22 protein-coding genes and 1 pseudogene are annotated in these 24,797 nt (G+C 71.7%); 9 read left to right on the top strand and 14 right to left on the bottom strand.

Translation table 11 applies throughout. From position 1 onward, the window contains the following. Positions 1–39 precede the first annotated feature (39 nt). Entirely contained in the window at positions 40–228 is a 189-nt protein-coding gene (locus tag OHA55_RS15465) for a DUF397 domain-containing protein (RefSeq protein ID WP_266706683.1), read from the bottom strand. A 2-nt stretch (positions 229–230) separates the two neighbouring features. Next, complete coding sequence (locus OHA55_RS15460; RefSeq protein WP_266706682.1) at positions 231–1,109, bottom strand: helix-turn-helix transcriptional regulator; 879 nt, start codon at positions 1,107–1,109, stop codon at positions 231–233. Between the two features lie 230 nt (positions 1,110–1,339). Between OHA55_RS15460 and OHA55_RS15455 the strand changes: the two genes are divergently transcribed. After that, the gene (locus tag OHA55_RS15455) at positions 1,340–1,789 is read left to right on the top strand and encodes an ATP-binding protein (RefSeq protein WP_266706681.1); all 450 of its coding nucleotides are present in this window, start codon (positions 1,340–1,342) and stop codon (positions 1,787–1,789) included. Positions 1,790–1,890: 101 nt separating this feature from the next. Here the strand turns inward: OHA55_RS15455 and OHA55_RS15450 are convergent, their stop codons facing one another. From OHA55_RS15450 to pdhA (OHA55_RS15440), 3 genes are read right to left on the bottom strand one after another with little or no spacing between them, the layout of a single operon-like run. Then, positions 1,891–3,375 (bottom strand): dihydrolipoamide acetyltransferase family protein, encoded by a 1,485-nt coding sequence (locus OHA55_RS15450; protein WP_266706680.1) that lies wholly within the window; start codon positions 3,373–3,375, stop codon positions 1,891–1,893. A 17-nt stretch (positions 3,376–3,392) separates the two neighbouring features. Further along, positions 3,393–4,373 carry an alpha-ketoacid dehydrogenase subunit beta gene (locus OHA55_RS15445; RefSeq protein WP_266706679.1) on the bottom strand — a complete coding sequence of 327 codons (981 nt, stop codon included), beginning with the start codon at positions 4,371–4,373 and terminating at the stop codon, positions 3,393–3,395. A 2-nt stretch (positions 4,374–4,375) separates the two neighbouring features. Beyond that, positions 4,376–5,530 (bottom strand): pyruvate dehydrogenase (acetyl-transferring) E1 component subunit alpha, encoded by a 1,155-nt coding sequence (pdhA, locus tag OHA55_RS15440; RefSeq protein ID WP_266706678.1) that lies wholly within the window; start codon positions 5,528–5,530, stop codon positions 4,376–4,378. 379 nt (positions 5,531–5,909) lie between these two features. Between pdhA (OHA55_RS15440) and OHA55_RS15435 the strand changes: the two genes are divergently transcribed. The 3 genes from OHA55_RS15435 (at position 5,910) to OHA55_RS15425 (ending at position 8,241) form a co-directional block, all read left to right on the top strand. Continuing rightward, positions 5,910–6,572, top strand: a complete 663-nt coding sequence (locus tag OHA55_RS15435; RefSeq protein ID WP_266706677.1) for a response regulator transcription factor — start codon at positions 5,910–5,912, stop codon at positions 6,570–6,572. Between the two features lie 160 nt (positions 6,573–6,732). Then, positions 6,733–7,158, top strand: coding sequence for a pyridoxamine 5'-phosphate oxidase family protein (locus tag OHA55_RS15430; RefSeq protein ID WP_266706676.1), 426 nt, complete (start codon positions 6,733–6,735; stop codon positions 7,156–7,158). 66 nt (positions 7,159–7,224) lie between these two features. Next, positions 7,225–8,241 (top strand): phosphotransferase, encoded by a 1,017-nt coding sequence (locus tag OHA55_RS15425; protein WP_266710684.1) that lies wholly within the window; start codon positions 7,225–7,227, stop codon positions 8,239–8,241. Between the two features lie 36 nt (positions 8,242–8,277). Here the strand turns inward: OHA55_RS15425 and OHA55_RS15420 are convergent, their stop codons facing one another. Further along, a complete protein-coding gene (locus OHA55_RS15420; RefSeq protein ID WP_266706675.1) occupies positions 8,278–9,894 on the bottom strand; it encodes a protein kinase in 1,617 nt (538 codons plus the stop codon). Positions 9,895–10,309: 415 nt separating this feature from the next. On the opposite strand from OHA55_RS15420, the gene OHA55_RS15415 reads away from it, so the two are divergent. The 3 genes from OHA55_RS15415 (at position 10,310) to OHA55_RS15405 (ending at position 13,713) form a co-directional block, all read left to right on the top strand. Beyond that, positions 10,310–11,932, top strand: coding sequence for a protein kinase (locus tag OHA55_RS15415; protein WP_266706674.1), 1,623 nt, complete (start codon positions 10,310–10,312; stop codon positions 11,930–11,932). Between the two features lie 444 nt (positions 11,933–12,376). Beyond that, positions 12,377–13,006, top strand: coding sequence for a hypothetical protein (locus tag OHA55_RS15410; protein WP_266706673.1), 630 nt, complete (start codon positions 12,377–12,379; stop codon positions 13,004–13,006). Positions 13,007–13,167: 161 nt separating this feature from the next. Next, positions 13,168–13,713 carry a bacterial proteasome activator family protein gene (locus OHA55_RS15405; protein WP_323180417.1) on the top strand — a complete coding sequence of 182 codons (546 nt, stop codon included), beginning with the start codon at positions 13,168–13,170 and terminating at the stop codon, positions 13,711–13,713. A 132-nt stretch (positions 13,714–13,845) separates the two neighbouring features. Here OHA55_RS15405 and OHA55_RS15400 read toward each other — a convergent pair whose 3' ends face one another. Both OHA55_RS15400 and OHA55_RS15395 read right to left on the bottom strand, forming a co-directional pair. Then, complete coding sequence (locus OHA55_RS15400) at positions 13,846–14,841, bottom strand: NAD(P)H-quinone oxidoreductase (protein ID WP_266706672.1); 996 nt, start codon at positions 14,839–14,841, stop codon at positions 13,846–13,848. A 79-nt stretch (positions 14,842–14,920) separates the two neighbouring features. Beyond that, a pseudogene (locus OHA55_RS15395) lies at positions 14,921–15,622 on the bottom strand (TrkA family potassium uptake protein); the annotation flags it as partial. Positions 15,623–15,872: 250 nt separating this feature from the next. Here OHA55_RS15395 and OHA55_RS15390 point away from each other — a divergent pair. Further along, entirely contained in the window at positions 15,873–16,985 is a 1,113-nt protein-coding gene (locus tag OHA55_RS15390; protein WP_266706671.1) for a TrkA family potassium uptake protein, read from the top strand. 161 nt (positions 16,986–17,146) lie between these two features. Here OHA55_RS15390 and OHA55_RS15385 read toward each other — a convergent pair whose 3' ends face one another. The 5 genes from OHA55_RS15385 to pdhA (OHA55_RS15365) form a co-directional block, all read right to left on the bottom strand. Further along, positions 17,147–18,691: a molybdopterin molybdotransferase MoeA gene (locus OHA55_RS15385; RefSeq protein WP_266706670.1), complete on the bottom strand. Its 1,545-nt coding sequence runs from the start codon at positions 18,689–18,691 to the stop codon at positions 17,147–17,149. Then, positions 18,688–19,563: an NTP transferase domain-containing protein gene (locus OHA55_RS15380; protein ID WP_266706669.1), complete on the bottom strand. Its 876-nt coding sequence runs from the start codon at positions 19,561–19,563 to the stop codon at positions 18,688–18,690. Before OHA55_RS15380 ends, OHA55_RS15385 begins: the two co-directional genes overlap by 4 nt. 147 nt (positions 19,564–19,710) lie before the next feature. Then, positions 19,711–21,033 (bottom strand): dihydrolipoamide acetyltransferase family protein, encoded by a 1,323-nt coding sequence (locus tag OHA55_RS15375; protein ID WP_266706668.1) that lies wholly within the window; start codon positions 21,031–21,033, stop codon positions 19,711–19,713. Beyond that, positions 21,033–22,055 carry an alpha-ketoacid dehydrogenase subunit beta gene (locus OHA55_RS15370; RefSeq protein WP_266706667.1) on the bottom strand — a complete coding sequence of 341 codons (1,023 nt, stop codon included), beginning with the start codon at positions 22,053–22,055 and terminating at the stop codon, positions 21,033–21,035. Before OHA55_RS15370 ends, OHA55_RS15375 begins: the two co-directional genes overlap by 1 nt. After that, positions 22,052–23,290, bottom strand: a complete 1,239-nt coding sequence (gene pdhA / locus OHA55_RS15365; protein ID WP_266706666.1) for a pyruvate dehydrogenase (acetyl-transferring) E1 component subunit alpha — start codon at positions 23,288–23,290, stop codon at positions 22,052–22,054. The genes OHA55_RS15370 and pdhA (OHA55_RS15365) overlap by 4 nt, the downstream gene beginning before the upstream one ends. Positions 23,291–23,572: 282 nt before the next feature. On the opposite strand from pdhA (OHA55_RS15365), the gene OHA55_RS15360 reads away from it, so the two are divergent. After that, positions 23,573–24,085, top strand: coding sequence for an Lrp/AsnC family transcriptional regulator (locus OHA55_RS15360; protein WP_266706665.1), 513 nt, complete (start codon positions 23,573–23,575; stop codon positions 24,083–24,085). A gap of 92 nt (positions 24,086–24,177) precedes the next feature. Here the strand turns inward: OHA55_RS15360 and OHA55_RS15355 are convergent, their stop codons facing one another. Beyond that, positions 24,178–24,795, bottom strand: coding sequence for a TetR/AcrR family transcriptional regulator (locus OHA55_RS15355; protein ID WP_266706664.1), 618 nt, complete (start codon positions 24,793–24,795; stop codon positions 24,178–24,180). Positions 24,796–24,797: the final 2 nt, after the last annotated feature.

The following is a 24,797-nucleotide window of genomic DNA, read 5'->3' as shown; positions in this document are numbered from 1 at the left end:
CGGCGTACGTCGAGACCTTGAACTGATACGTCTCCGACGTCAGTTCACCTCCGCACAGCGAGCATCGTCCTGGAACGAAGCCCACGCGCGGGAAGTCACGACAACTACCGGTCCATCGGGAAACTTTGAGTCACGGACCGCCACGGCGCCCGGGACATTGCGGGCCACCTCGACACATTCGCCATCTCCACTGCTGTAGCTGGACTTGACGAAATCGAAGTGGCGCACAGCTACAACTCCTTGCGAATACGCTCTATCAGAGCGATGGAATCGCGGGGAGCGAGTCCGCTTCTGGCAATGCGGCCGAACGTGACGTTGTGACGCGCAGCGTCCGTCTCGCTCTCCAACCACAGCGTAGACGACGTGGTGTCCATGTAAACCACGTCGAGTGCTCCTGGCTCGGCGAAGGAGACGACGCTGAAAGCGCTGGTCATCCCGGGATGGGACCCCGCGAGAAACGGGACAACCTGCACCGTGACATTTGGCTCCCTGGACGCTGCCGCAAGGTGCGCAAGCTGCGTACGCATCACCTCGCGCCCACCGACCAGTTGCCGCAAGGCACCTTCGCCGATGACCGCCCACAGCGCCAGCGGCTCGTCATCCGCAAGACGAGCCTGCCGCGCCACCTTCGCTTCGACGAATCGCTCGATCTCCTCCGGTTCACGCCACTCGGCATTCCCCACTGCGAGAGCTCGTGCGTAGTCCGGTGTCTGGAGCAGCCCGGGGACGAACGCCCCCTGCCACGTACGGATACCGGTGGCGATGTCCTCCAGCGCCACGTACTCGACCAGCGACCTCAGCTCCGGATACTGGTTCCACCAGCCCTTCGCCTTGCGACGCTCCCGGTCCAGGCCGGCCAGGTCCAGCAGGCGGCCGACGAGCTTCGGATCGTCGGTGCCGTAGAACTCGCAAAGCGTACGAATGTCCGGGTCCCGCATCGGGACCCAACCTCGCTCCATTTTCACGATCTTCGAATTGGTGGCACTGATCGTCTGCGCGGCTTGCTGCTGCGTCTTCCCCGATGCGTCCCGCAGGCGCAGCAGTTCACTGCCGAGCCTTCGGCCCAGCACGGTCGACGTCCGATTCCCGAGTTGGGTTGCTCGATTCACAGGGCCAGTGTCGCGTCCGCCTGCGCGTGCGTCGAGCACCTTCACCCGTTGGAGACACTTGTCTCCGTTTCACTTGTGCCCAGACTGGGACCGTCGCTACTTTCAGTACTCCACCGCTCGCACAGCGAGGCCACCGGCGGAAGTGCACCGTCCTGCCCTGCGCCGGAGACATACCGGCCCGGTCGCCGGCGCGGCATCGCCACCGCCCGTTTCCACGGAGGTACGTGTCCATGACGCCCGCCCAGGAAATCCCCGCCCCTGAACCCGTTCTCCGTGAGGACGTGCTCAGTTACACACCCACGGCCGCCAGCGTCAGGCTCAGCCGGCGCCGGGCCGCGCGGCTCGTCGCGGAGTGGGGGCATGACCACCTGGCCGACGACGTGGCGCTGCTGGTCAGCGAGTTGACCACCAACGCGGTGCTGCACGGCGGGGTGCGGGGCCGACTCTTCCGGGTACGCCTCCTGCTCACCGCGACCAGCCTGCGGATCGAGGTCAGCGACGCGCGGGCGGAACGGCTGCCGGACACCCGCAAGCCGGTGGACACCGACTGTTTCGGGCGGGGGCTGCTGATCGTGGCGAACCTCGCCGACAAGTGGGGCATCGAGCGCCGCACGGTCGGCAAGACGGTGTTCGCCGAGATGTCCCTCGCAGGGAAGACCGGGCCCGTCTTCCTCCCATAGCTCGGCGTACCGCCGGGCCGCGCCGCCTCCCGCACCCGGAAACGGAGAGTGGGCCCGCACACTGCCGCGCGCGGGCCCACCCCTCGTACACGTACCGGCCGTCAGGCCCAGGTAATCAGGCGCTTCGGCTGCTCCAGGATCGCGGCGACGTCCGCCAGGAACCTCGAACCCAGTTCACCGTCGATCAGACGGTGGTCGAACGACAGTGCCAGAGTGGTGACCTGACGGGGCTTCACCTTGCCCTTGTGGACCCACGGCTGGAGCTTGATCGAGCCGACCGCGAGGATCGCGGACTCGCCCGGGTTGAGGATGGGCGTACCGGTGTCGACGCCGAAGACACCCACGTTGGTGATGGTGAGCGTGCCGCCCGCCATCGCCGCCGGGGAGGTCTTGCCCTCGCGGGCGGTGGCAACCAACTCGCCCAGCGCACCCGCGAGTTCGGGCAGCGTCTTCTCCTGCGCGTCCTTGATGTTCGGCACGATCAGTCCGCGCGGGGTGGCGGCGGCGATGCCCAGGTTCACGTAGTGCTTCTGGACGATCTCCTGATTCGCCTCGTCCCAGGCGGCGTTGATGCCCGGGTTGCGCTTGACCGCGACGAGCAGGGCCTTCGCGATGAGGAGCAGCGGGTTGACCCGGACCCCGGCGAGGTCCTTGTCCTCCTTCAGCTCCGCGACGAGCTTCATCGTGCGGGTGATGTCGACCGTGACGAACTCGGTGACGTGCGGCGCGGTGAAGGCGCTGGTGACCATCGCCTGCGCGATGGCCTTCCGTACCCCCTTGACCGGGATACGGGTCTCCCGCGCACCCGGCACCGGGGCCACCGGCTGCGGCGCCGACGCCGGAGCGGTGTCGTACGGCGCGTTCTCGTCGAGCGACTCCGCCACGGCGGCCTGGACGGCGGCCGTGCCGTTGACCCGCGCCGACGCCGGTGCCGGGACGGTGGGCGCGGGGGCCGGAGCGGCGGCGGCGTGCACGTCCTCGCGGGTGATGACGCCGTCCGGGCCGGTCGGGGTGACCGTGGCCAGGTCGATGCCGAGGTCCTTCGCGAGCTTGCGGACCGGGGGCTTGGCGAGCGGACGGCTCTTCGGCACCGCCTGGGCGGCACCGGCGCCCTGGCCGTTCAGCTCGCCCTGGACCGCCTGGACCGCGGCAGCGGCGGGCTGTTCAGCACCCTTGCGGGGGCGGCGCTTGGTGGAGCTCTCGGAGACGCCGTAACCGACCAGGACGGACTGGCGGCCCTTGGGCGCCTCCTCCGGGGCGGCGGCGGGCTCGGGCGCCGCCGGTGCGGAGACCGGAGCGGCCTGGACGGGCACGTCGGCGGCCGAACCGGGCGCCACGTCCACCGAGATGATCACCTCGCCCACGTCGACCGTGGTGCCCTCGGGGAAGCGCAGCTCGTGCACCACCCCGTCGAACGGGATCGGCAGCTCCACGGCGGCCTTGGCGGTCTCGACCTCGCAGACGACCTGGCCGTCGGTGACGGTGTCGCCGGGCTGGACGAACCACTTGAGGATCTCTGCCTCGGTGAGTCCCTCGCCCACGTCGGGCATCTTGAACTCGCGGAAACGGACCGTTGTGTCGGTCATCGTCACGACCCCTCTCCTCAGTACGCCAGCGAGCGGTCGACGGCGTCGAGCACCCGGTCGAGACCCGGCAGGTACTCGTCCTCCAGCCGGGCCGGCGGGTACGGGACGTGGTAGCCGCCGACCCGCAGGACCGGTGCTTCGAGATGGTAGAAGCTGCGCTCGGTGATCCGGGCGGCGATCTCCGCGCCGGAGCCGTAGAAGACCGGGGCCTCGTGCACGACGACCAGCCGGCCGGTCTTCTCGACCGAGGCCTGGATGGCGTCGAAGTCGATCGGGGACATCGACCGCAGGTCCAGGACCTCGACCGACCGTCCCTCCTCCTCGGCCGCCGCGGCGGCCTCCAGGCAGACCTTCACCATCGGCCCGTACGCGACGAGCGTGAGGTCACTGCCCTCGCGGACGGTGACGGCGCGGTGCAGCGGGACCGGAATGGTCTCGGTGTCGACCTCGCCCTTGTCCCAGTAGCGCCGCTTCGGCTCGAAGAAGATCACCGGGTCGTCGCTCTGGAGAGCCTGCTGCATCATCCAGTAGGCGTCGTGCGCGTTCGAAGGCGAGACGACCTTCAGGCCGGAGACGTGTGCGAACAGCGACTCGGGCGATTCGCTGTGGTGCTCGACCGCGCCGATGCCGCCGCCGTAGGGGATGCGCACCACGACGGGCAGCTTGATCTTGCCGAGCGAACGGGCGCGCATCTTCGCGAGCTGCGTGACGATCTGGTCGTACGCGGGGAACACGAAGCCGTCGAACTGGATCTCGACGACGGGCCGGTAGCCGCGCAGGGCCAGGCCGATCGCCGTGCCGACGATGCCGGACTCGGCGAGCGGGGTGTCGATCACCCGTCCCTCGCCGAAGTCCTTCTGGAGCCCGTCGGTGATCCGGAAGACGCCGCCGAGCTTGCCGACGTCCTCACCCATGATCAGGACCTTGGGGTCGGTGTCGAGGGCGTGGCGCAGCGACTCGTTGAGCGCCTTCGCGATGGACATCTTTTCCGCGGCCATGGTCAGTTCCCCTCCTCGACGAACGATGCCTGGTAGGCGATGAACTCGGCGCGCTCCTCGTCGACGAGCGAGGACCCGTCGGCGTAGACGTGGTCGAACATCGCCATCGGCTCGGGGTCCGGCATGGCACGGACGGCCTCACGCACGCCCTTGCCGAGCGCCTCGCTCTCCGCCTCCAGCGCGGTGAAGAAGGCCTCGTCCGCGAACTTCTGCTTCTCCAGGTACGTGCGCAGCCGCAGGATCGGGTCCCTCGCCTCCCACGCGGCACGCTCCTCGTCGGCCCGGTACTTCGTCGGGTCGTCGGAGGTGGTGTGCGCGCCCATGCGGTAGGTGAACGCCTCCACGAGCGTGGGGCCCTCTCCGCTGCGGGCCCGCTCCAGCGAAGCCTTGGTCACCGCGAGGCAGGCGAGCACGTCGTTGCCGTCGACCCGGACACCGGGGAAGCCGTAGCCCTGGGCGCGCTGGTAGAGCGGCACCCGGGTCTGGCGGGCGGTGGGCTCGGAGATCGCCCACTGGTTGTTCTGGCAGAAGAACACCACCGGGGCGTTGTAGACCGCGGCGAAGGTGAACGCCTCGCCCACGTCGCCCTGGCTGGTGGCGCCGTCACCGAAGTACGCGACCACGGCGGAGTCGCCGCCGTCCTTGGCGACACCCATGGCATAGCCGGTGGCGTGCAGCGTCTGCGAGCCGATGACCAGCGTGTACAGGTGGAAGTTGTTGCTCGCCGGGTCCCAGCCGCCGTGGTTCACCCCGCGGAACAGGCCGAGCAGGTTCGTCGGGTCCACGCCCCGGCACCAGGCGACACCGTGCTCGCGGTAGGTGGGGAAGACGTAGTCGTCGTCGCGCAGCGCCCGGCCGGAACCGATCTGCGCGGCCTCCTGGCCCAGCAGCGAGGCCCACAGGCCGAGCTCGCCCTGGCGCTGCAGGGCGGTCGCCTCGGAGTCGAAACGGCGGGTGAGCACCATGTCCCGGTACAGCCCGCGCAGCTCCTCGGGGGAGAGGTCGATGCTGTAATCGGGGTGCTCCACACGCTCGCCCTCGGGCGTCAGGAGCTGTACGAGCTGAGGCTCGGAACTCTGTGGTGCCTTCGCGGCGCTGGTGCGCCTGCTGCTGCTACTGCGTCGCGGCTTACGCGCGGCAGTGCTCTCCACGGTCACGTGCGTGCTCCTCCGTCGGTCCGGACCCCGGGGTCTGCCGGGAACCAGTGCGGCTCGCCTGTGTCCGGACCCGTGCACGGGGTGGGTGCCGCTCGGCCGGGAACAGGCGTGACAGGTGCCCCGGCGAGCGCCCTGTCACAGGCACGTTACCCAGTGGGTCGCATATACGCGAAACCCTCTCTGACCTGCGATTTTGCTTGGATTTCCAAGTAAATCGCGAAAAACTCGAACTCTCGCTGGTCACAGCACTGGTAACAGCCTTGCAGGCCGCCGGAACAACGGCACGTTATCCCGGGGAATCCGGTGCGGGGAAGCGCGGGGAAGAGGGAATCCGGCGCAGGGGGGAGCGCGGCGAAGCGGAGTGTGTGAGACTGCGAATGTGTCCGAAGACGGAAAAATCACCGTATTTCTACTCGACGATCACGAGGTAGTCCGTCGAGGCGTCCACGACCTGCTCGCGGTGGAGGACGACATCGAGGTGGTCGGCGAGGCCGGTACCGCCGCCGACGCCCTGGTCCGCATCCCCGCCACCCGCCCCGACGTGGCCGTCCTGGACGTGCGCCTGCCGGACGGCAGCGGGGTGGAGGTGTGCCGGGAGATCCGCTCCCGGAACGAGAACATCAAGTGCCTGATGCTCACCTCGTACGCGGACGACGAGGCCCTGTTCGACGCGATCATGGCCGGGGCCTCGGGGTACGTGCTGAAGGCGATCCGGGGCAACGAGCTGCTGAGCGCGGTACGCGACGTGGCGGCCGGAAAGTCGCTGCTCGACCCGGCGGCCACCGCGCGGGTGCTGGCCCGGCTGCGCGACGGCAAGGACAGCAAGGGTGACGACAAGCTCGCCAACCTGACCGACCAGGAGCGCAAGATCCTCGACCTGATCGGCGAGGGGCTCACCAACCGCGTCATCGGCGAGCGCCTGCACCTCGCGGAGAAGACCATCAAGAACTACGTCTCCAGCCTCCTGTCGAAGCTCGGCATGGAGCGCCGCTCGCAGGCCGCCGCGTACGTCGCCCGCATCCAGGCGGAAGAGCAGCGCTGACCCCGCTGTCAGCCCCACTGACGCTGCCGCTGTCACCCCCACCGGCGGCGCCACCGGTGCCCGCGGGCCCGACCGCCGACCGACAGAGGCCCTAAGTCCCGGTGTGCACGGGGCCGCCGGCCCTTACCCGGGGGCCGGGCGCCATCGGACAGTGGAAGGCATGTCTCCAGAGGAATCGCAGGCCATCGAGTTGCTGGACCGGGTCCCGTACGGCCGGCTGGCAACCAGCAGGCGTGCGCTCCCGCTGCTGGCCCTCGCCCGTCACATCGTGTGCGACGGGCATCTCGTGTTGCGCATGCACGGCGGCCTCGGCCATCACGAGGCCTGCGACGGCAGCGTCGTCGCGTACGGCGCCGACAACCTGAGCACCGCCGCCCCGGGCACCCGTGCCCTGTGGACCGTGCAGCTCACCGCCACCGCCGAACTGCTGGAACCCACCCGCGTCCAGCGCGCCCGTTTCGGCGCCCTGCCCGCCGAGGTCGACGGTCAGGCCTTTGATCCGGTGTATCTACGGCTGCACCCGCAGTTCGCCTCTGTGCACACTTTGGACTGGAATTCAAGTCCGCATCCGGGCCACGTTGCGTGATCTACCATCTGGTAAGTGCCGCGCTCATATGTAACCCATCCTCCCCAGCCTCCGGTCGGCGAGGTCATGCGCCGCTATCCCGCGGTCGGTGAACCGCTCGCCTGCGAGCCGATCACCAAGGGACTGCTCAACCACGGGTACCGCGTCTCCACCACGCGCGGCGCGTACTTCCTCAAGCACCACCTGGACAAGCAGCACCTCGACGACGCCACCGGCGAACGCTCCCTCATCGCCCGCCAGCACCGGGCGACCCAGCGCCTCCAGTCGATCGGCGTCCCCGTCGCACCCCCGCTGGCGGACGCCGACGGCGAGACCGTCACGGTGATCGACGGCCACTGCTTCGCCCTGCACCCCTGGGTCGACGGCCGCCACCGCGTCGGCGCCCAGCTCACCCCCGACCAGTCCACGCGTCTCGGGGCGCTCCTCGGAGCCGTACACACCGGTCTCGAACAGGTCATGGGCCCCGGCAGCGGCACCCCGGCCACACGGCGCGGACACGGCAGCCCCGACCCGGCCGACACCTTCGCCCTCATCGACGAACTGCTCGACGCGGCACGCGGCGTACGCCCCCGCGACACCCCGCTGGACGCCTTCGACGAGTTGGCCGTGCACCGCCTCGTCGAACGCCGGGCCCTGCTGGAACGTCACGCCCACCGGCGCCCGCCCACCCCCGTCGGCCCCGCCCACGGCTGGGTCCACGGCGACTTCCACCCGCTGAACCTGCTCTACCGGGGCAGCGACCCGGTGGCGATCGTCGACTGGGACCGGCTCGGCGTGCAGCCGCGCGCCGAGGAAGCCGTACGCGCCGCCGCGATCTTCTTCGTCCAGCCGGCCGGAAAACTGGAACTGGACAAGGTCAAGGCGTACGCACGCGCCTACCGCGAGGCCGCCGGCGTCAGCTCGGCCGAACTCGCCGACGCCGTGCACCGGGTCTGGTGGGAGCGGCTCAACGACTTCTGGATATTGCGGTGGCGCTACGCCCTGGGAGACCGAAGGGCCGACCCGCAGTTCCCTGCGGTGTCGGCCCTGGTGGTGTGGTGGACCCGGGAGTACGAGGCGGTGAACGAGGCGTTCACGGGGTGAGCGCCTTACGTCTCCGCCCCGGCGGGGGCCCCGGGGTCAGGTGGTGGAGCCTGCCGCGCTCGTCGAATCGGTGGGTTCGGTGGTGGTGCCGCCGCCTCCGACGAGGCCGCCCAGGGAGCCCGAGCCCTCGTCGTCGTCGTCCGTCGGGTCCGCGGTCGGCTCCGTGGTGGCCTCGCCCGTGGAGCCGGAGTCGTCCCCGCCCGACGACGTGGAGGGTGCCTGCGTCGTCTGCGTCGGCTGCGGCGTGTACGAAGGCTGCGACTGCGTCGGAGTCGGCGTCCAGGTCGGGTCCTGGGACCACTGCGACTTCCCGCCCGAGGAGTCCTCGGGCGCCTGCGACTCCTCGGTCGGCTCGTCGCTCGGCGTGGCCGAGGTCTCCTCCTGGGACGGCGAACTCGACGTGGTGGTCTCCACCTTGTCCTTGTCGGTGCCGCCGCCGCTCGCCGCGTTGACGGCGAGCGCGACCCCGACACCGATCGCGATCAGTGCCAGCACCGCGAGCAGCCACATCTTGCTCTTGCCGGCGCCGTTGCCGCCCTGACCGTTGCCGTAGCCGTTGTAGCCGCCGCCGTAGCCGCCGTCGTCCGGGTTCATCGGGGGCAGGATCGGCCCCTTCGAGGTGTCCCCGTGCGAGGCGTAGCCGCCGGCCCCCATCACCTGGGTCGCACCGGCGAAACCCTGCGTCTGGGCATGACCGCCGTCGTACCCGGCGACCGGCCCGGTGTTCCACGTGCCGGTGTGCCCACCCTGAGCCTGGAGCATCTGCAGGCCGTACTGGACCAGGCCGCGCATCTCCTCCGCGCTCTGGAACCGGTCGTCCGGCTCCTTCGCGAGCGAACGCATCACCAGACCGTCCAGCTCCGGCGGCACCGCGTCCGAGACGTCGGAGGGCGGCACCGGGATGTCCTGGACGTGCTGGTACACCACCGACAGCGGCGTCTCCCCGGTGAACGGGGGTCGCAGCGCCAGCAGTTCGTACAGCAGGCAGCCGGTCGCGTACAGGTCGGAGCGGTGGTCGACGGCCTTGCCGAGCGCCTGCTCCGGGGAGAGGTACTGCGGTGTGCCCATGACCATGCCGGTCTGCGTCATCGTCGACTGCGCGCCGTGCAGCGCACGGGCGATGCCGAAGTCCATCACCTTGACGGCGCCGGAGTTCGTGATGATGACGTTCGCGGGCTTGATGTCCCGGTGCACGATGCCGTGCTGGTGCGAGTAGGCCAGAGCCTCCAGCACCCCCGAGACGATGATGAGCGCCTGCTCGGGAGGCGGCGCCTCCGCGCTGATCAGCAGCTCACGGATGGTGCGGCCCTCGACCAGCTCCATCACGATGTAGGGGACGGTCTGACCGCCCACGACGTCCTCGCCGGAGTCGTACACGGCGACGATCGCATGGTGGTTGAGCCCGGCCACCGACTGTGCCTCGCGGGTGAACCGCGCCTTGGAAACCGGGTCCTCGGCGAGATCGGAGCGGAGCAGCTTCACCGCGACGGTACGCCCGAGCCGGACGTCCTCCGCCGCGTAGACCTCCGCCATGCCGCCCCGGCCGAGCCGGTGGGTCATCCGGTAACGGCCGTCCCCGACGACGCCGCCGACGCCCCAGGAGTCGGTGCCATCCGAGACTCCGCCGCCGTTTGCTTCGGAATCGGGTGCCATCAGTCCTCGCCGTCGTATCTGTCCGCGCGTCCGCGGGTCCTCACGGTGCCTGGTACCTGCATCAGCTGAATGGGCAGCTGCATTGCCACGCCACGCTACAGCCTCCGCCGCGCGCCCAGATCCGGACCGAAACCGGTCATCCGATCGTCCGGCGTGCCGCAGGGGCACATTCCGGGCGGTTCCTGTAACGCTTCCGAGACGGTTCATGTGGTCAGGGTCACGGAACCAGTACCCGACTTGACGTGTCCCACCCCTCGGGCAGACTTGGCCCGTAGTAGGGATCTTCGCGGACATCAGGGCACCGGCGCCCGCTGTTCACCGAAATTTCGGGACAGGTTCGCGCGATTCCCGCGATTTCCGCGATGCCCGCGAAACAGGGGCCACGCGTCGTCGGCGCGCCGAGGGGGAGCAAGTCATGAGCCAGGACGGTTCGCACGGGCGCTACGCGGGCGGAGCCGTCGCAGGAGGGCGGTACCAGCTCCGCGACCTGCTCGGCGAGGGCGGCATGGCCTCCGTCTACCTCGCCTACGACGCGGCACTCGACCGCCAGGTGGCGATCAAGACCCTGCACACCGAGCTCGGACGCGAACAGTCCTTCCGCGAGCGGTTCCGCCGCGAGGCCCAGGCCGTCGCGAAGCTCCAGCACACCAACATCGTCTCCGTCTTCGACACCGGCGAGGACGAACTCGGCGGCGCCCTGATGCCGTACATCGTCATGGAGTACGTCGAGGGCCTGCCGCTCGGCTCGGTGCTGCGCGAGGACGTCGCCACCCACGGCGCGATGCCCACGGACAAGGCCCTCAAGGTGACCGCGGACGTGCTGGCCGCCCTGGAGACCAGCCACGAGATGGGGCTCGTCCACCGCGACATCAAGCCCGGCAACGTCATGATCACCAAGCGTGGCGTCGTCAAGGTCATGGACTTCGGCATCGCCCGCGCCATGCAGTCCGGCGTCACCTCGATGACCCAGACCGGCATGGTCGTCGGCACACCCCAGTACCTCTCCCCCGAGCAGGCCCTCGGCCGGGGCGTGGACGCCCGCTCCGACCTCTACTCGGTCGGCATCATGCTCTTCCAGCTGCTCACCGGACGCCTCCCCTTCGACGCGGAGTCGGCGCTCGCCATCGCGTACGCGCACGTCCAGGAGCAGCCGCCGGCCCCGTCCACCCTCAACCGGTCCGTCTCCCCCGCGGTGGACGCCCTCGTCGCCCGCGCGCTGCGGAAGAACCCGAACGAACGCTTCCCCAGCGCCGCCGCGATGCGCGACGAGGTCTTCCGGGTGCTGAACGCCCAGGGCCCGGCCGCCGCCCCGGTGATCGTCGCCGGCGGCCCCGCGAACAGCGGGGCGGGCGTCGGCGCCGCGGTCTTCCCGCCGGTGGACCAGCAGGCCCCGCCCACCCCGTACGGCATCCAGACCCCGTACCCGGCGCACCAGCAGCCCCAGCCGCACCAGCCCGGCCCCTACGGGGTCCCGACCCAGGCGCCCGGTTACGGCTACCCGCAGACTGCCCCTCCCGCGTACCAGCAGACCCCGCCGCCGTACGCCGTGGCCCAGACCGCCTCCGGCGGCGCTGTGGGCCCCGGTGCCGGCAAGCCCCGCCGGAACGGGGTGATCCTGGGCTCCGCCGCCGTCGCCCTCGTCGCCGTCGCCGGCCTGGCGGCGGTCCTCCTCCTCGGCGGAGGCGGGAACGACGAACCGGAGGCCACCGACGACACCGGCGGCAGCAGCGCCCCGGCCGTCGCCGCGGAGCACAAGGGCCCCGAGCGCAACCGGACGATGGACACCCAGGACTGCACCAAACCGAGCACGGACGTCCGCGACCCCGAGAAGGTCTCCGCACCGGACTTCGTCTACAAGGACCTGCTCTCCGCGAAGGCCTGCGCCGACGCCGCCGGATGGACCCTCAAGGTGATCGAGGAGCCCGGCAACACCTACGCCGAGGACCAGGTCGTCAAGCAGTTCCCGACCGCCGGCACCGCCATCGACCCGCAGGGCGCCCACATCGAGCTGAGCGTCTCGACGGGAGACCCGAACTGAGTCGGACCGCCGGGGCGGGACCGGGCCGGGCCGGGGGCACTCCTCAGCGCTGATCCGTCGTGCGCGCGGTCCCGATCCGTCGCGGTCCCGATCCGTCGCGGGCGTGGTCCCGATCGGCCACGTGAGCGTGGTCCCGATCGGCCGTTCGGGTGAGGCGGGGGACGCCGTCACCACGGCGGATGACATCCACCCATCCGGGATGCCGGGAATGTGCGGGCGTGTGACGCTGATCCCATGGCTCCAGGTCCTCTTCTCTCCCGGTCTCCGTGGATGTCGAGGTCGGTGGCCTGTCTCCTGCTCGCCATGACGGCCGTGCCGATTCCGGCGGCCGGTGGGAGCGCCTTCGCGTCCCCCCGTGCGATTGCCTCCGGCCCTTCCGCCGCCTCTGCCGCCTCTGCCGCCGCCCCCTCCGCCCCCGGTCCCTCCGTACCTCTCGGCCCGCGGGTGTCGGCATCCTCGTCGTCCGGCCGTGGGGAGGCGGGGCGCCCGTCGGCAGGGCTCCGGCCGCACTGGGCCCCGCCCTCGCCCGGTGCCGCGCCGTCCACCGGGCGGCCTGCGGCGGGCGTCCCGGCGCCGACCTCCGGAGTCACGGCCTCGGGGACCACCACCCCGGGCGGCTCCGGCGCCCAGGTCGCCGCCGCACCGGCCCTCGCGGACGGAACCGACGCGGGCGTCTCCACGGGGCCCACCACGATCACACCTCCGGCCACCCCGCTGGTCCCGCCGGTCGGGCCGTCCGACGGGCCGTCCATCGGGGTGCCGCGGGAGGAGACGCCGTTCGCGGGACGGCCGGCCGGGGAGGGCCGGGCACGCCCCGGGCGGTCGCTGACCCCCGAGGAGCTCGACGCGGCCGCCGCCGCGCTGGACGAGGACGACGACGAGGTGGCCGTCCCGCCCGCCCCGGCCTCCGCCGTGCCCCCCTTCCCGTCCCCGGAGCCCGCGACGACGACCCGACGGCACGCCCTGAGCACCGCGGCCACCGAACGGCTCCAGGGGCTTTCCCTGGGCGGCGGAATCGCCCTGGTCGGCCTCGGGCTGGCCTTCCTCGGCATCCGCGTGCGCCGCTCCGACTGACGCGAACAGTGGCCCGGACGCCCCGGACAGGGGCGGCATCCGGTCACGTTCCGGGACAACCGGGGGGACCGATCACGCATTCAGGTACGTAGAGGACGGTGGATCATGCCTAAGAAGGGGCACCACCCTTGCGTACGGAGCATGTGCGAGACAATGGCGGCATGGAGATGCCGAGGAATGACCGGTCGCAGGAGCACCCCCAAGTCCTCGTAGTGGGACAGGACGGAATGGCTGTCGGCGGCGGTGCCAGTGGCGACGAGTCCCGCGAGGTCCCAGTGACGGAGATGGTCGAACAGCCCGCGAAGGTCATGCGCATCGGCAGCATGATCAAGCAGCTCCTGGAGGAGGTCAGAGCGGCACCTCTCGACGAGGCGAGCCGGGTCCGCCTCAAGGAGATCCACGCCAGTTCCGTGAAGGAGCTGGAAGACGGGCTCGCGCCTGAGCTGGTGGAGGAGCTGGAGCGCCTTTCGCTGCCCTTCACGGAGGAGTCGGTGCCCTCCGAGGCCGAACTGCGGATCGCCCAGGCTCAGCTGGTGGGCTGGCTGGAGGGCCTGTTCCACGGCATCCAGACCGCTCTGTTCGCCCAGCAGATGGCTGCCCGGGCCCAGCTGGAGCAGATGCGGCGCGCGCTGCCGCCCGGCTCCGGCGACGACGAGGCCACCGGCGGGGACCCGCACGGAGCGATCCGCTCCGGCCCGTACCTGTAGACGTCCCCGCCCGCCCGGCGCGCAGAACCCGGCAGAGCCCGGCCCGCACGGATTCCGATTCGGTTTCCGCACGGGCCGGGCTCTCGTTCCGAGGGGCCCGCCGGGGCCGGTCAGGCCTGGGGCGGCGGCCGGTCAGGCCTGGGTCGCGGCGGGCGCCAGAAGCAAAACCTTGCCGATGTGGGTGCTGGACTCCATCACCCGGTGCCCCTCCGCGGCCTCGGCCATCGGAACCGTACGGTCCACGATCGGGCGGACCACGCCGGCCTCGATCAGCGGCCAGACGTGCTCCCGCACCGCCGCAACGATCGCCGCCTTCTCGGCGAGCGGACGGCTCCGGAGCGACGTCGCGGTGACCGCGGCCCGCTTGGTCAGCAGAGCGCCCAGGTTCAGTTCGGCCTTCGCACCGCCCTGGAGGCCGATGACCGCGAGCCGCCCGTTGGTGGCGAGCGCCTCGACGTTCTTCTCCAGGTACTTCGCGCCGACGATGTCCAGGATGACGTCCGCGCCCGCACCGTCCGTCGCCTTGTGGATCTCCTCCACGAAGTCCTGCTCGCGGTAGTTGATCAGGATGTCGGCGCCGAGTTCCGCACAGCTCGCCAGCTTCTCCGCGCTGCCCGCGGTCACCGCGACCCGGGCACCGACCGCCTTGGCCAGCTGGATCGCCATGGTGCCGATGCCACTGGACCCGCCGTGCACCAGCAGCGTCTCGCCAGGGCGCAGATGCGCCACCATGAAGACGTTGGACCAGACCGTCGACGTCACCTCGGGAAGCGCCGCCGCCGACACCGGGTCGAGGCCCGCGGGCACCGGCAGCAGCTGCCCCGAAGGCACCGCGACCTTCTCCGCGTAACCACCGCCGGCGAGGAGCGCGCAGACCTCGTCGCCCACCGCCCAGCCGCTCACCCCGGGCCCCAGCGCGGCGATCCGCCCCGCGCATTCGAGACCCGGGTACGAGGAAGCGCCGGGCGGCGGGGGATAGAAGCCCTGGCGCTGCATGACATCGGCACGGTTCACCGCGCTGGAACGCACCTCCACGAGGACTTCGCCCTCGCCGGGTACGGGATCGGGCACCTCGGTCCAGACGAGCGCCTCGGGGCCACCGGGTTCCGGGATCGTGATCGCATACATGGCCGCGAGGCTACTCCGTGGCCGCCGACCGAGCCCTCTGGCGCCGCTGCGGGCCCTGCTGGAGCCTCGGGAGGTGCTCTCAGAGCCGCTGCGGGCCCTGGGGCGGGCGGTTCGGGATCAGCGGGGAGGGAAGCGGCGAGGCGCGCACGACCACCACCACCCGGTCCGTCATCTGCAAGGGGCTCGCGGCGGGATCGTCGTAACTGAGCATCCGGTGCCCCCGCACCACGTTCACCACCAGGTCGTCGGTCTCCCGGACGCTTTTCCCCACCTCGTTCCTCATCACCGGCCGCTCGATGAGGTCGAGTCCGCTGCCGTGCTGGATGAGGTCCTCCAGCACCGTGCCCGCGCTCGGGCTGAGCGCGGAGAGACCCAGCAGCCGGCCTGCCGCGCTCGCGCTGGTGATGACCGCGTCCGCACCGGACTGGCGGAGCAGCGGAGCGTTCTCCTCCTCACGCACCGCGGCGACGATCTTCGCGTTCTGGTTCAGCTGCCGCGCCGTCAGCGCCACCAGTACCGCCGTGTCGTCGCGCTGGGTGGCGATGACGATCTGACGCGCCTTCTGGACCTCGGCGCGCAGCAGGACCTCGCTGCGCGTGGCATCACCCTGCACACCGGTGAACCCCTGCGCGTTGACCGCGTCGACCACTTTTCCGGACGGATCGACGATGACGATCCGGTCCTTCCGCAGGCCGGTGGCGCAGAGGGTCTGCACGGCCGAGCGGCCCTTCGTACCGAAACCGACGACCACACTGTGATCACGCACGTTGCTTCTCCAGCGATTCAGGAACTCGACGGTTCGACGGGTCGCCCTGTCCGGCATGCCGCTCGGTACGACGCGGCTCCCAGGGTACGGAAGGACGAGGGACGGAAAGGCCGCGCGGAACCGCTTACGCTTCTCTCCGCCGGTGACGGTGCGCGACTGGTGGAGACACACCGCGTGCCGGGCACTCCGGTATCCGTCCTCGTCGTCCCTCCACGACCATGGGCCACGACGTGACCACCTGCCCGCCGCCGCCAGAGGACATGCCTTGAACGACGAGAACCAACCAGCAGCCAGGACCGGCAGGTTCTCCATCCTGCGGTCCCTCTGGCACCGCTCACGGTCGGACGCGCGGGACGACAGCGAGGCCAGTCGCGCCATCACCATGCCGACACAGGGCGCCCTGCCACCACTCCAACAGGTGCTCCGACGGCTGACGATGGCGCTGCTGGTGCTGGCGGTCACGGTGGTGATCGTCTGGTCCGACCGCTCCGGCTACAACGACACCTCCGACGGCAGCGTCGACCTGCTCGACGCGGTGTACTACGCGACCGTTACCCTCTCCACCACCGGTTACGGCGACATCACCCCCGTGAGCGACGGTGCCCGTCTCACGAACGTGCTGGTCATCACCCCTCTGCGCGTGCTCTTTCTGATCATCCTGGTCGGCACCACCCTTGAAGTTCTCACCGAACGGACCCGCCAGCAGGTACGCATCCACCGCTGGCGCGCGCGTACCCGCGACCACGTGGTGGTGGTCGGATACGGCACCAAGGGCCGGCACGCCATCGAGTCGCTGCTCTCCACGGGCATCGGCAAGGACAAGATCGTGGTGGTGGATCCGCAGCAGAAGGCCGCCCATGCGGCAGGCGACGACGGTCTGGTGGCCGTGGTCGGCGACGCCACCCGCTCCGAAACGCTGCTCAAGGCCGAGGTACCGAGCGCCAGTCGGGTGATCATCGCCCCGCAGCGCGACGAGACGGCCACCCTGATCACCCTCACCGCCCGGCAGCTCAACAAGCACGCCACCATCGTCGTCGCGGTCCGGGAGGACGAGAACGTACCGCTGCTCAAGCAGAGCGGCGCGGACACCGTGGTCACCAGTTCCAGCTCGGCCGGGCGTCTGCTCGGGGTGTCGATGGCCAGCCCCCCGGTGGCCAGGACGCTGGAGGATCTGATGACCCACGGCAGCGGGCTGGACCTCGGGGAGCGCGCGGTGACCGAGGAGGAGATCGGCCGCACACCGCGCGACTGCGCCGATCTGATCGTCGCGGTGCTCCGTAACAGGAAGTTGCTCGACTACACGGACCCCACGCTCACCGGCCTGCAGCGCGAGGACCGTGTCATCACCATCAGCCGGTCAGGACCGCCCGCCCACTGACACCGGGCGCGGTCGGTCCGCCGCACCGGTGCGGCGGATGTTTCACGTGAAACACCCGCCGGGCCTTCGGGGTTGCGGAGCCCCGCGCGCGCGTCCCGAGCCCAGTGCCGCGTCAGCCAGGGTTTGCGCGACGGGACAAACCCTGGCTGACGCGGCACTGGCTAGGCCCAGGGCAGATCGAGGATCTCCACCTCGGCACCGGGGCGCACCCCGCCCGGCGGGACCACCGCCATCCCGTCGGCGGTGGCGATCCCCCGCAGCATCGCGGGGCCGTTGTACCGCAGCGGTACGACGCGGTCCCTGCCGCCGCCGCGCCCCGACCGATGCGCCACGGGCACCAGCCGGGTGTCGTGCGGGTGGCCCTGCACCGCGTCCTGGACGAGCGCCCGGTACGGCTCCGGCGCGACGCGCCCCGCGAGGCCGCCGAGCAGCGGAAGGGCGAGCGTGAGGAGTCCGGAGACCGCGGCGAGCGGGTTGCCCGGCAGCCCCACCAGACAGGGACCGTCCGGCGCCAGTCGGGCCAGCAGCATCGGATGGCCCGGGCGTACCGCCACCCCGTCCACCAGCAGTTCGGCGCCGATCGCGGAGAGGATCGGGTGCACATGGTCGACCGGGCCCGCCGCCGTACCGCCGGTCGTCAGGACCAGGTCGGCGTCGGTGGTGGTGAGCGCGTGCCGCAAGGCCTCCGGATCGTCGCCGAGGCAGCGGGGATCGGCGAGGTCGGCACCGGCCGCCCGCAGCCACGGGCCGAGCATGGGCCCGAGCGCATCGCGGATGCGACCGCCGTGGGGGAGCCCCGAGGTGAGCAGTTCGTCGCCGAGCACCAGCACCTCCACCCGGGGACGCGGTACGACGACGAGCGCGTCGTACCCGGCGGCCGCGGCCAGACCGAGCACCGCGGGAGTCACCAGGGTTCCCGGCGCCAGCAGGTGCTCGCCGGTCCGGCACTCCTGCGCGCGCGGCCGGATGTCCTGGCCGGGGACGACCGCACGCCGGGCGTGCAGCATCCCCTTGGCCTCGTCCACCTCGGCGTGTTCCGAGCGGATGACCGCCGTCGCCTCCGCCGGCATACGGGCGCCCGTGGCGATCCGTACCGCCTCGCCGTCCGGCAGCCGGCCCAGACCGCCGTCCCCCGCGAGGAGCCCCGAGCCCTCGCGGAAGTGCCAGGGGCCCGGGCCGGTGACGGCCCAGCCGTCCATGGCCGAGGTGTCGAAGGACGGCAGGTCGGTCAACGCCACGAGCCCCTCGGCGAGTACATGGCCCGGAGAGCGGTCGAGCGGCAGCCGGATCGCGGCCTGCGAGGACCTCCGGCCGGCTCGCGCGGCCAGCGCCCTGGCCCGCTCCCAGGAGGTGACGGGGGAATGGTGTGCGGGTGCGGCCGTACGGTCACGGTCTCGTACCGACTGGGCGGGTGCCGGTGCCGCGGCCTTCGCGGTATCCGGGGAGGCCGGCCCCTCGGAACGGCCTGCACGCTCCCCGCCCACCGGGGGCGCGACGTCGTGGCGCGACGTCTCGTGCGGAGGAAAGCGGTTGGCCAGGGCCAACGCCTGCTCCACGGCGCGCTCGTCCTCCGCGGACGAGGTCTTCCGCACCGGCACGGGGCAGTCGTCCAGTTCCGGAAGCACGAAGAGGTCCTCCGGCGCTCCCGGGCGGTGGATCCGCACGGTCGGGGCCTCCGAGGCCGGCAACGGCTCCCGGCCGGTCACGAGGCTCCGGCTCCCTTGCCTTCGCCCGGCGCCTCTTCCCAACGCAGGGCGAGGGCAGCCGCCTTGCGGGCCGACTCGGCCACCGCGACGGGAGCGTCACCGGGTCCGGCGGCGGCGCTCGCCAGCCCCGCCGCGTACCCGACGAGGAAGGTGGTGAGCGGGGCGGCCGGCCGCGCGACACCGTGCGCGGCGTCGCGTGCCAGGTCCAGCACGACGTCGGTGTCGACATCGAGTTCCAGGCCCAGTTCGGTCTTGACTGCGGTGATCCATTCGTCCAGCACGGCCTCATGCTCCCTGATGTGCGTCCTCGCCAGCCTGATGTCGTCCCAAGTGTCGCAGTCGAAGGAGGCGAATTCCGGTGTGGCCAGAGTGGCCAGATCGAGCTCGGCCGTCAGCAGGCGCAGCGGGAGTCCGGCAAGGGTGCCGTGTTCGGTGGCGAGCAGGGCGAGCTCGCGCCGCAGAGGTTCGGCCCGGTAGACGGCGACGAGAGGCTGCCGGCGCCCGTCGGGGTCCACGCACAGGGCGCCTTCCCGGCCGCCCTCCTCGGCGGCGGCCAGCAGCGCGGCGACGGTGGCGGCCGAGAGAAACGGAAGATCCGCCGAAAGCACCACGATCCACGGGGCGCCGGCCTCGCGGACTCCCGCGCCCAGCGCGGCCACCGGCCCACCTCCTGCGGGGCTTTCCCGGGCCCAGGTCACCGGCCGGACCGTGGCCCTGCGGGGGCCCACCACGACCGTGGCCCCGGCACCGGCGCAGGCTGCGAGCACCCGGTCGAGCAGCGTCCTGCCGCCGACGCCGATCCCGGGTTTGTCGGCTCCCCCGAGCCGTCTGGCGGCCCCTCCGGCGAGGACGATGGCGTCATAGGCGGTCATGCGACGAGTATGGGCGCCGGCTCCGGAGCCCGGCCGCCCCGGGGCGGGCACAGGACCGGGGCGGCCGGGCTCCGGGCACTCCGGGCTCCGGGCGCTCCGGGCTATACGCGATCCAACGGGCCCGGCGATGCCGGATCCGGGCCCCGTCTACAGGGTCCGCAGCAGGACGGCCGGCTGTTCCACGCAGTCGGCGACGTACCGCAGGAAACCGCCCGCCGTGCCCCCGTCGCAGACCCGGTGGTCGAAGGTGAGCGAGAGCTGCACCACCTGACGTACCGCCAACTCGCCCCGGTGGACCCACGGCCGGGGGACGATACGGCCGACGCCGAGCATGGCCGCCTCGGGGTGGTTGATGATCGGCGTGGAGCCGTCCACCCCGAACACCCCGTAGTTGTTCAGGGTGAACGTGCCTCCCGTCAGCTCGGCCGGGGTCAGCTTCCCGTCCCTGGACACCTCGGTGAGCCGGGCGAGTTCGGCCGCCAGTGAGTCGACGGAACGCCTGTGCGCGTCGCGGACCACCGGCACGACGAGCCCCCGCTCGGTCTGCGCGGCGAACCCGAGGTGGACCGAAGGCAGCCGTACGACCTCGCGGGCGGAGGTGTCCACGGTGGAGTTCAGTTCGGGGTACTTCGCCAGCGCCGCCACGCAGATCCGGGCCAGCAGGGCGAGAACCGACACCTTGGGCCCTTCGGTCGCGTTCATCGCGGTGCGGGCCGCCATCAGCTCGGTGGCGTCGGCGTCCACCCAGCAGGTCGCGTCGGGAATCTCGGTCCTGCTGCGGGACATCTTGTCGGCGACCGCACCCCGTACACCGCGCAACGCGATCCGCTCGCCGGCCGTGGCGCCCTCCCGCGCCGGCGCGGAGGAACCGGTGGCACCGGTGGTCGCGTGCCCGTCGACGGTCGGCGGCGGGGTTTTCCTGATCACCGACTCGACGTCGGCCCGCAGGATCAGCCCGTCCGGCCCCGTTCCCGCCAGCTCGCGGAGGTCGAGTCCGTGCTGCCGGGCGAGCCTGCGCACGAGTGGCGAGATGACCGCGACGGGAGCACCCGGAGCGACTGCCGCGTCCGGAGCGCCGCCGGCCGTGGCCGGGACCGCGGCGGCAGCCGGCACGGGCACCGGGCGGACCCGTCGCCGCCGCGCCGCCGGGGCGGCCGTGCCGTACCCGACGAGCACGTTCCCCGAGCCGCCGGCCGGTGCGGTCCCGCCCTCGGGTGCGGGGGCCGGCGCGACCGCGACCGTCATCAACGGTGCTCCGACCGGGAGTTCCGCCCCCTCCTCGCCGAAGCGGGCCGTCACCACGCCTCCGTACGGGCACGGCACGTCCACCAGGGCCTTGGCCGTCTCGACCTCGACCACCGGCTGGTCCACGGCGACGACCTCGCCGACCTCCACCAGCCAGCGCACGATCACCGCCTCGGTCAGTCCTTCGCCGAGGTCCGGCAGCCTGAATTCGAGCACCGTGGGCATCAGCGCGTCGCCTCCCACTGGAGCCGGGCGACCGCGTCGAGAACCCGGTCCACGCCCGGCAGATGGTGCCGCTCCAGCATCGGCGGCGGATACGGGATGTCGAAGCCGGTGACCCGCAGTACCGGAGCCTCCAAGTGGTGGAAGCACCGCTCGGTCACCCGGGCGGCGATCTCGCCCCCCGGCCCGCCGAACCCGGCGGACTCGTGGACGATCACCGCGCGCCCCGTCCGCCGTACGGACTCGGCGACCGTGCCGTCGTCGAAGGGCACCAGCGACCGCAGGTCCACGACCTCCAGGTCCCAGCCCTCCGCCACCGCCGCCTCGGCCGCCTCCAGGCACACCGGCAGCGACGGGCCGTAGGTGATCAGGGTCGCGCTCGTCCCCGGCCTGCGGACCACGGCCCGTCCGACGGGTGCCACCTCCGCCGGAGCCTCCGGCACCCAGTCGGACTTCGACCAGTACAGCCGCTTCGGCTCCAGGAACACCACCGGGTCGTCCGAGGCGATCGAGGCCCGCAGCAGCCCGTAAGCGTCCTCCACGGTGGCCGGGGTGACGACGTGCAGCCCCGGGGTGGCCATGTAGTACGCCTCCGAGGAGTCGCTGTGGTGCTCCACCCCGCCGATGCCGCCGCCGTACGGAATCCGCACGGTCAGGGGCATCGGAAGGGCTCCTCCGGTCCGGTTCCGCATCCGCGCCACATGGCTGACGAGCTGCTCGAACGCCGGGTAGGCGAACGCGTCGAACTGCATCTCCACCACGGGCCGCAGGCCGTACATCGCCATCCCGACCGCGGCTCCGAGAATCCCCGCCTCCGCGAGCGGGGTGTCCGTGCACCGCTCGTCGCCGAACTCCGCGGCCAGCCCGTCGGTGACCCGGAAGACGCCCCCGAGCGTTCCCACGTCCTCGCCGAGCACGTGCACGGAGGCGTCCTCCGCCATCGCGTCCCGCAGCGCCCGCCCCAGGGCCTGGGCCATCGTGGCCTGCCCCGAACGGCCCGCCCGTGCCCGCACCGCCGCCGTCATCGCCCGCCCTCCCCTTCCTGCTGGTCCCGCTGGTCCTGCCGGTCCTGCTGGTTCTGCGCGGTCTGCGCGGTCTGCGCGGTCTGCGCGCCCCGTCCGGTGTCGCCGTACTCCTCCGCGGCCTCCAGTTCGGCGCGCAACCGGTCCTCCTGCTCCCGCAGCGGTCCGGTCCGGCGCGCGAAGACGTGCGCGAACAGGTCCGTCGGGTCGAGCACCGGATCGGCGTTCATCCGCTCCCGCAGCGCCGCCGCCATCCGCTCCGCCTCCTGGCGCACCGCCCCCGCGGCGGCCTCGTCGAGCAGCCCGCGCCCGGTCAGCTCGCGTTCCATGAGCAGCACCGGATCGTGGTCCCGCCAGGACGCCACCTCGTCGTCCGAGCGGTAGCGGGTCGCGTCGTCGGCGTTGGTGTGGGCGTCCATGCGGTAGGTGACCGCCTCCACCAGCGTCGGCCCGCCGCCGCCCCGGGCCCGGGCCACCGCCTCGGCGAGCACCTCGTGCACGGCCGCCGCGTCGTTGCCGTCCACCAGCCTGCCGGGCATGCCGTAGCCGACCGCCTTGTGGGCGAGCGAGGGTGCCGCCGTCTGCTTGGCCAGCGGCACCGAGATGGCGAAGCCGTTGTTCTGCACGAGGAAGACGACCGGCGCCCGCCACACGGCCGCGAAGTTCAGCGCTTCGTGGAAGTCCCCCTCGCTCGTCCCGCCGTCCCCGACCATCGCCAGCGCCACCACGTCGTCGCCCTTGAGCCGCGCCGCGTGCGCCAGACCGACCGCGTGCGGCAACTGCGTGGCCAGCGGGGTGCAGAGAGGAGCGATCCGGTGCTCCCGGGGGTCGTAACCGGTGTGCCGGTCACCCCTCAGCAGGGTCAGCGCGTCGACGGGATCGAGCCCCCGGGCCACGGCGGCGAGCGTGTCCCGGTAGCTCGGGAAGAGCCAGTCCCGCTCCTGAAGCACCAGTGCGGCGGCCACCTGGCAGGCCTCCTGACCCGTACTGGACGGGTACACGGCCAGGCGCCCCTGCTTGGTGAGCGCGGTGGCCTGCGCGTTGTACCGGCGACCGCGCACCAGCTCGGCCCAGAGACGCAGCAGCAGCTGCGGATCCACGCCGGCCACCGCGTCCGTTCCGAGCACCCGGTACGGCTCCGGGTCCGGGAGCAGCGGCGCGGGATCGGTGAGCGGTTTCCAGGCCGGGGGCGGCGCGGGCCGGTAGCCGGCCGCACCGGGCAGCTCTTGGACCGTCATGGGAGGCACCTCCTGGCAACGGGGGCCGACACCGGAAACCCGGATGCGAAGCCCGAGGAGAACGGGATCCCGCCGGGCCTCACGCCCTACGTCGGGGTGTACGTCCACGTGGCCGCGGACGCATGGCGGACGCCGCCCGGGACGGCCCCGGGTGACGTGCCTCACCTACCGATTGTTCGGTCGTGGGCGCATTTTGGCTACAGCCGCCCTCGCCCTGTGGACAAACGGTTGTCCACAGCCTGGGATGGAGGCAGCTCGTCCACAACAGGGAGGCGCGGGGGCATGGCAGCTGAACGAATGGCCGAGGGCGCCGGGCAGGCACCGCCGGCCCGGACGCTGGACGCGGTCGACCGGGACATCCTGCGCATCCTCCGGGCCAACGGCCGGGCCTCCATACGGGCCGTCGCCGAGCAGGTGCACGTGTCCCGCGCCAACGCCTACGCCCGCATCAACCGGCTGGTGGAGGACGGGGTCATCCGAGGGTTCAGCGCCCGGATCGACCACGAGAGGGCCGGGCAGGGGGCGTCCGCCTACATCACGCTCAAGATCGTGCAGAACTCCTGGCGGACCGTGCGCGAGCAGCTCCAGGCGCTCCCGGGGGCCACCCACATCGCACTGGTCAGCGGCGATTTCGACGTACTGCTGCTGGTCCACACACCCGACAACCGCGCACTGCGCGAGCTCGTCCTCACCCGCATCCAGGCCATTCCCGAGGTGCTCTCCACCCGGACCCTGCTGGTGTTCGAGGAGACGGAACTCGGCCACGGTCCGGACCGTGGCGCCGACCTCGCCTGACCCGCCTGACCCGCCCGGGCCGGCCCGTGCGACCGAGCCCCCGGCCGTACCCCACCCGCGTCCCGTCGACGCGTACCGCTCGACGCGTCCCGTCAACGCCCTGCGGCGCGCATCCCCTCGAAGGCCAGCCGCACGACGGTCCCCGGCAGGTCGTCCACCGCGGGCACCCCCTCCACGCCGCCCGCGCCCGCCTCGGGCTGCGGGCGGTACCACTCGACCAGCGAGTTCACCATGCCGAACAGGAGCCGGGTGGCCAGCCGTATGTCCACGTCGGCACGGAGGTCCCCGTCCGCGACGGCCGCCTTCAGCAGGGCAGCCACCCGCTGGTCGAACTCCCGGCGCCGCTCCAGCGCCCACCGCTCGGTCTTCGTGTTGCCCCGGACGCGCAGCAGCAGGGTGACGTACGGCAGCTCGGCCATCAGCACCTCCACCGTGCGGCGCGTGACGTACTCGACCCGCTCGACGGCGCGCCCGCGCAGCGCGCCCGGCTCGTCCAGAATCCGGAAGAGTCCGTCGGTCGCACGGCTCACCGCACGGCGCAGAAGCTCTTCCTTGCCCGCCACATGGTGGTAGATCGACGACTTCGAGATGCCCGCCGCCCGGGAGAGGTGCTCCATGGACGTGCCGTCGTATCCGCGCTCGTTGAAGACCCGCACGGCGACGTTCAGCAGAGTCTCCGGGGTGTACGTGTCCCGCTTGGCCGTGGTCATGA

Source organism: Streptomyces sp. NBC_00102 (assembly GCF_026343115.1).
Taxonomy (GTDB): Bacteria; Actinomycetota; Actinomycetes; order Streptomycetales; family Streptomycetaceae; genus Streptomyces.
This window is presented reverse-complemented; position numbering and strand designations above follow the sequence as displayed.

What these genes read in the sequence shown, in the direction of transcription:
- OHA55_RS15455 (WP_266706681.1), top strand. Translation starts at nt 1,340, where the DNA reads ATGACGCCCGCCCAGGAAATCCCCGCCCCTGAACCCGTTCTCCGTGAG.
- OHA55_RS15450 (WP_266706680.1), bottom strand. Translation starts at nt 3,375, where the DNA reads ATGACCGACACAACGGTCCGTTTCCGCGAGTTCAAGATGCCCGACGTG.
- OHA55_RS15445 (WP_266706679.1), bottom strand. Translation starts at nt 4,373, where the DNA reads ATGGCCGCGGAAAAGATGTCCATCGCGAAGGCGCTCAACGAGTCGCTG.
- OHA55_RS15430 (WP_266706676.1), top strand. Translation starts at nt 6,733, where the DNA reads ATGTCTCCAGAGGAATCGCAGGCCATCGAGTTGCTGGACCGGGTCCCG.
- OHA55_RS15425 (WP_266710684.1), top strand. Translation starts at nt 7,225, where the DNA reads ATGCGCCGCTATCCCGCGGTCGGTGAACCGCTCGCCTGCGAGCCGATC.
- OHA55_RS15420 (WP_266706675.1), bottom strand. Translation starts at nt 9,894, where the DNA reads ATGGCACCCGATTCCGAAGCAAACGGCGGCGGAGTCTCGGATGGCACC.
- OHA55_RS15415 (WP_266706674.1), top strand. Translation starts at nt 10,310, where the DNA reads ATGAGCCAGGACGGTTCGCACGGGCGCTACGCGGGCGGAGCCGTCGCA.
- OHA55_RS15405 (WP_323180417.1), top strand. Translation starts at nt 13,168, where the DNA reads ATGGAGATGCCGAGGAATGACCGGTCGCAGGAGCACCCCCAAGTCCTC.
- OHA55_RS15400 (WP_266706672.1), bottom strand. Translation starts at nt 14,841, where the DNA reads ATGTATGCGATCACGATCCCGGAACCCGGTGGCCCCGAGGCGCTCGTC.
- OHA55_RS15380 (WP_266706669.1), bottom strand. Translation starts at nt 19,563, where the DNA reads ATGACCGCCTATGACGCCATCGTCCTCGCCGGAGGGGCCGCCAGACGG.
- OHA55_RS15375 (WP_266706668.1), bottom strand. Translation starts at nt 21,033, where the DNA reads ATGCCCACGGTGCTCGAATTCAGGCTGCCGGACCTCGGCGAAGGACTG.
- OHA55_RS15370 (WP_266706667.1), bottom strand. Translation starts at nt 22,055, where the DNA reads ATGACGGCGGCGGTGCGGGCACGGGCGGGCCGTTCGGGGCAGGCCACG.
- pdhA (WP_266706666.1), bottom strand. Translation starts at nt 23,290, where the DNA reads ATGACGGTCCAAGAGCTGCCCGGTGCGGCCGGCTACCGGCCCGCGCCG.
- OHA55_RS15360 (WP_266706665.1), top strand. Translation starts at nt 23,573, where the DNA reads ATGGCAGCTGAACGAATGGCCGAGGGCGCCGGGCAGGCACCGCCGGCC.
- OHA55_RS15355 (WP_266706664.1), bottom strand. Translation starts at nt 24,795, where the DNA reads ATGACCACGGCCAAGCGGGACACGTACACCCCGGAGACTCTGCTGAAC.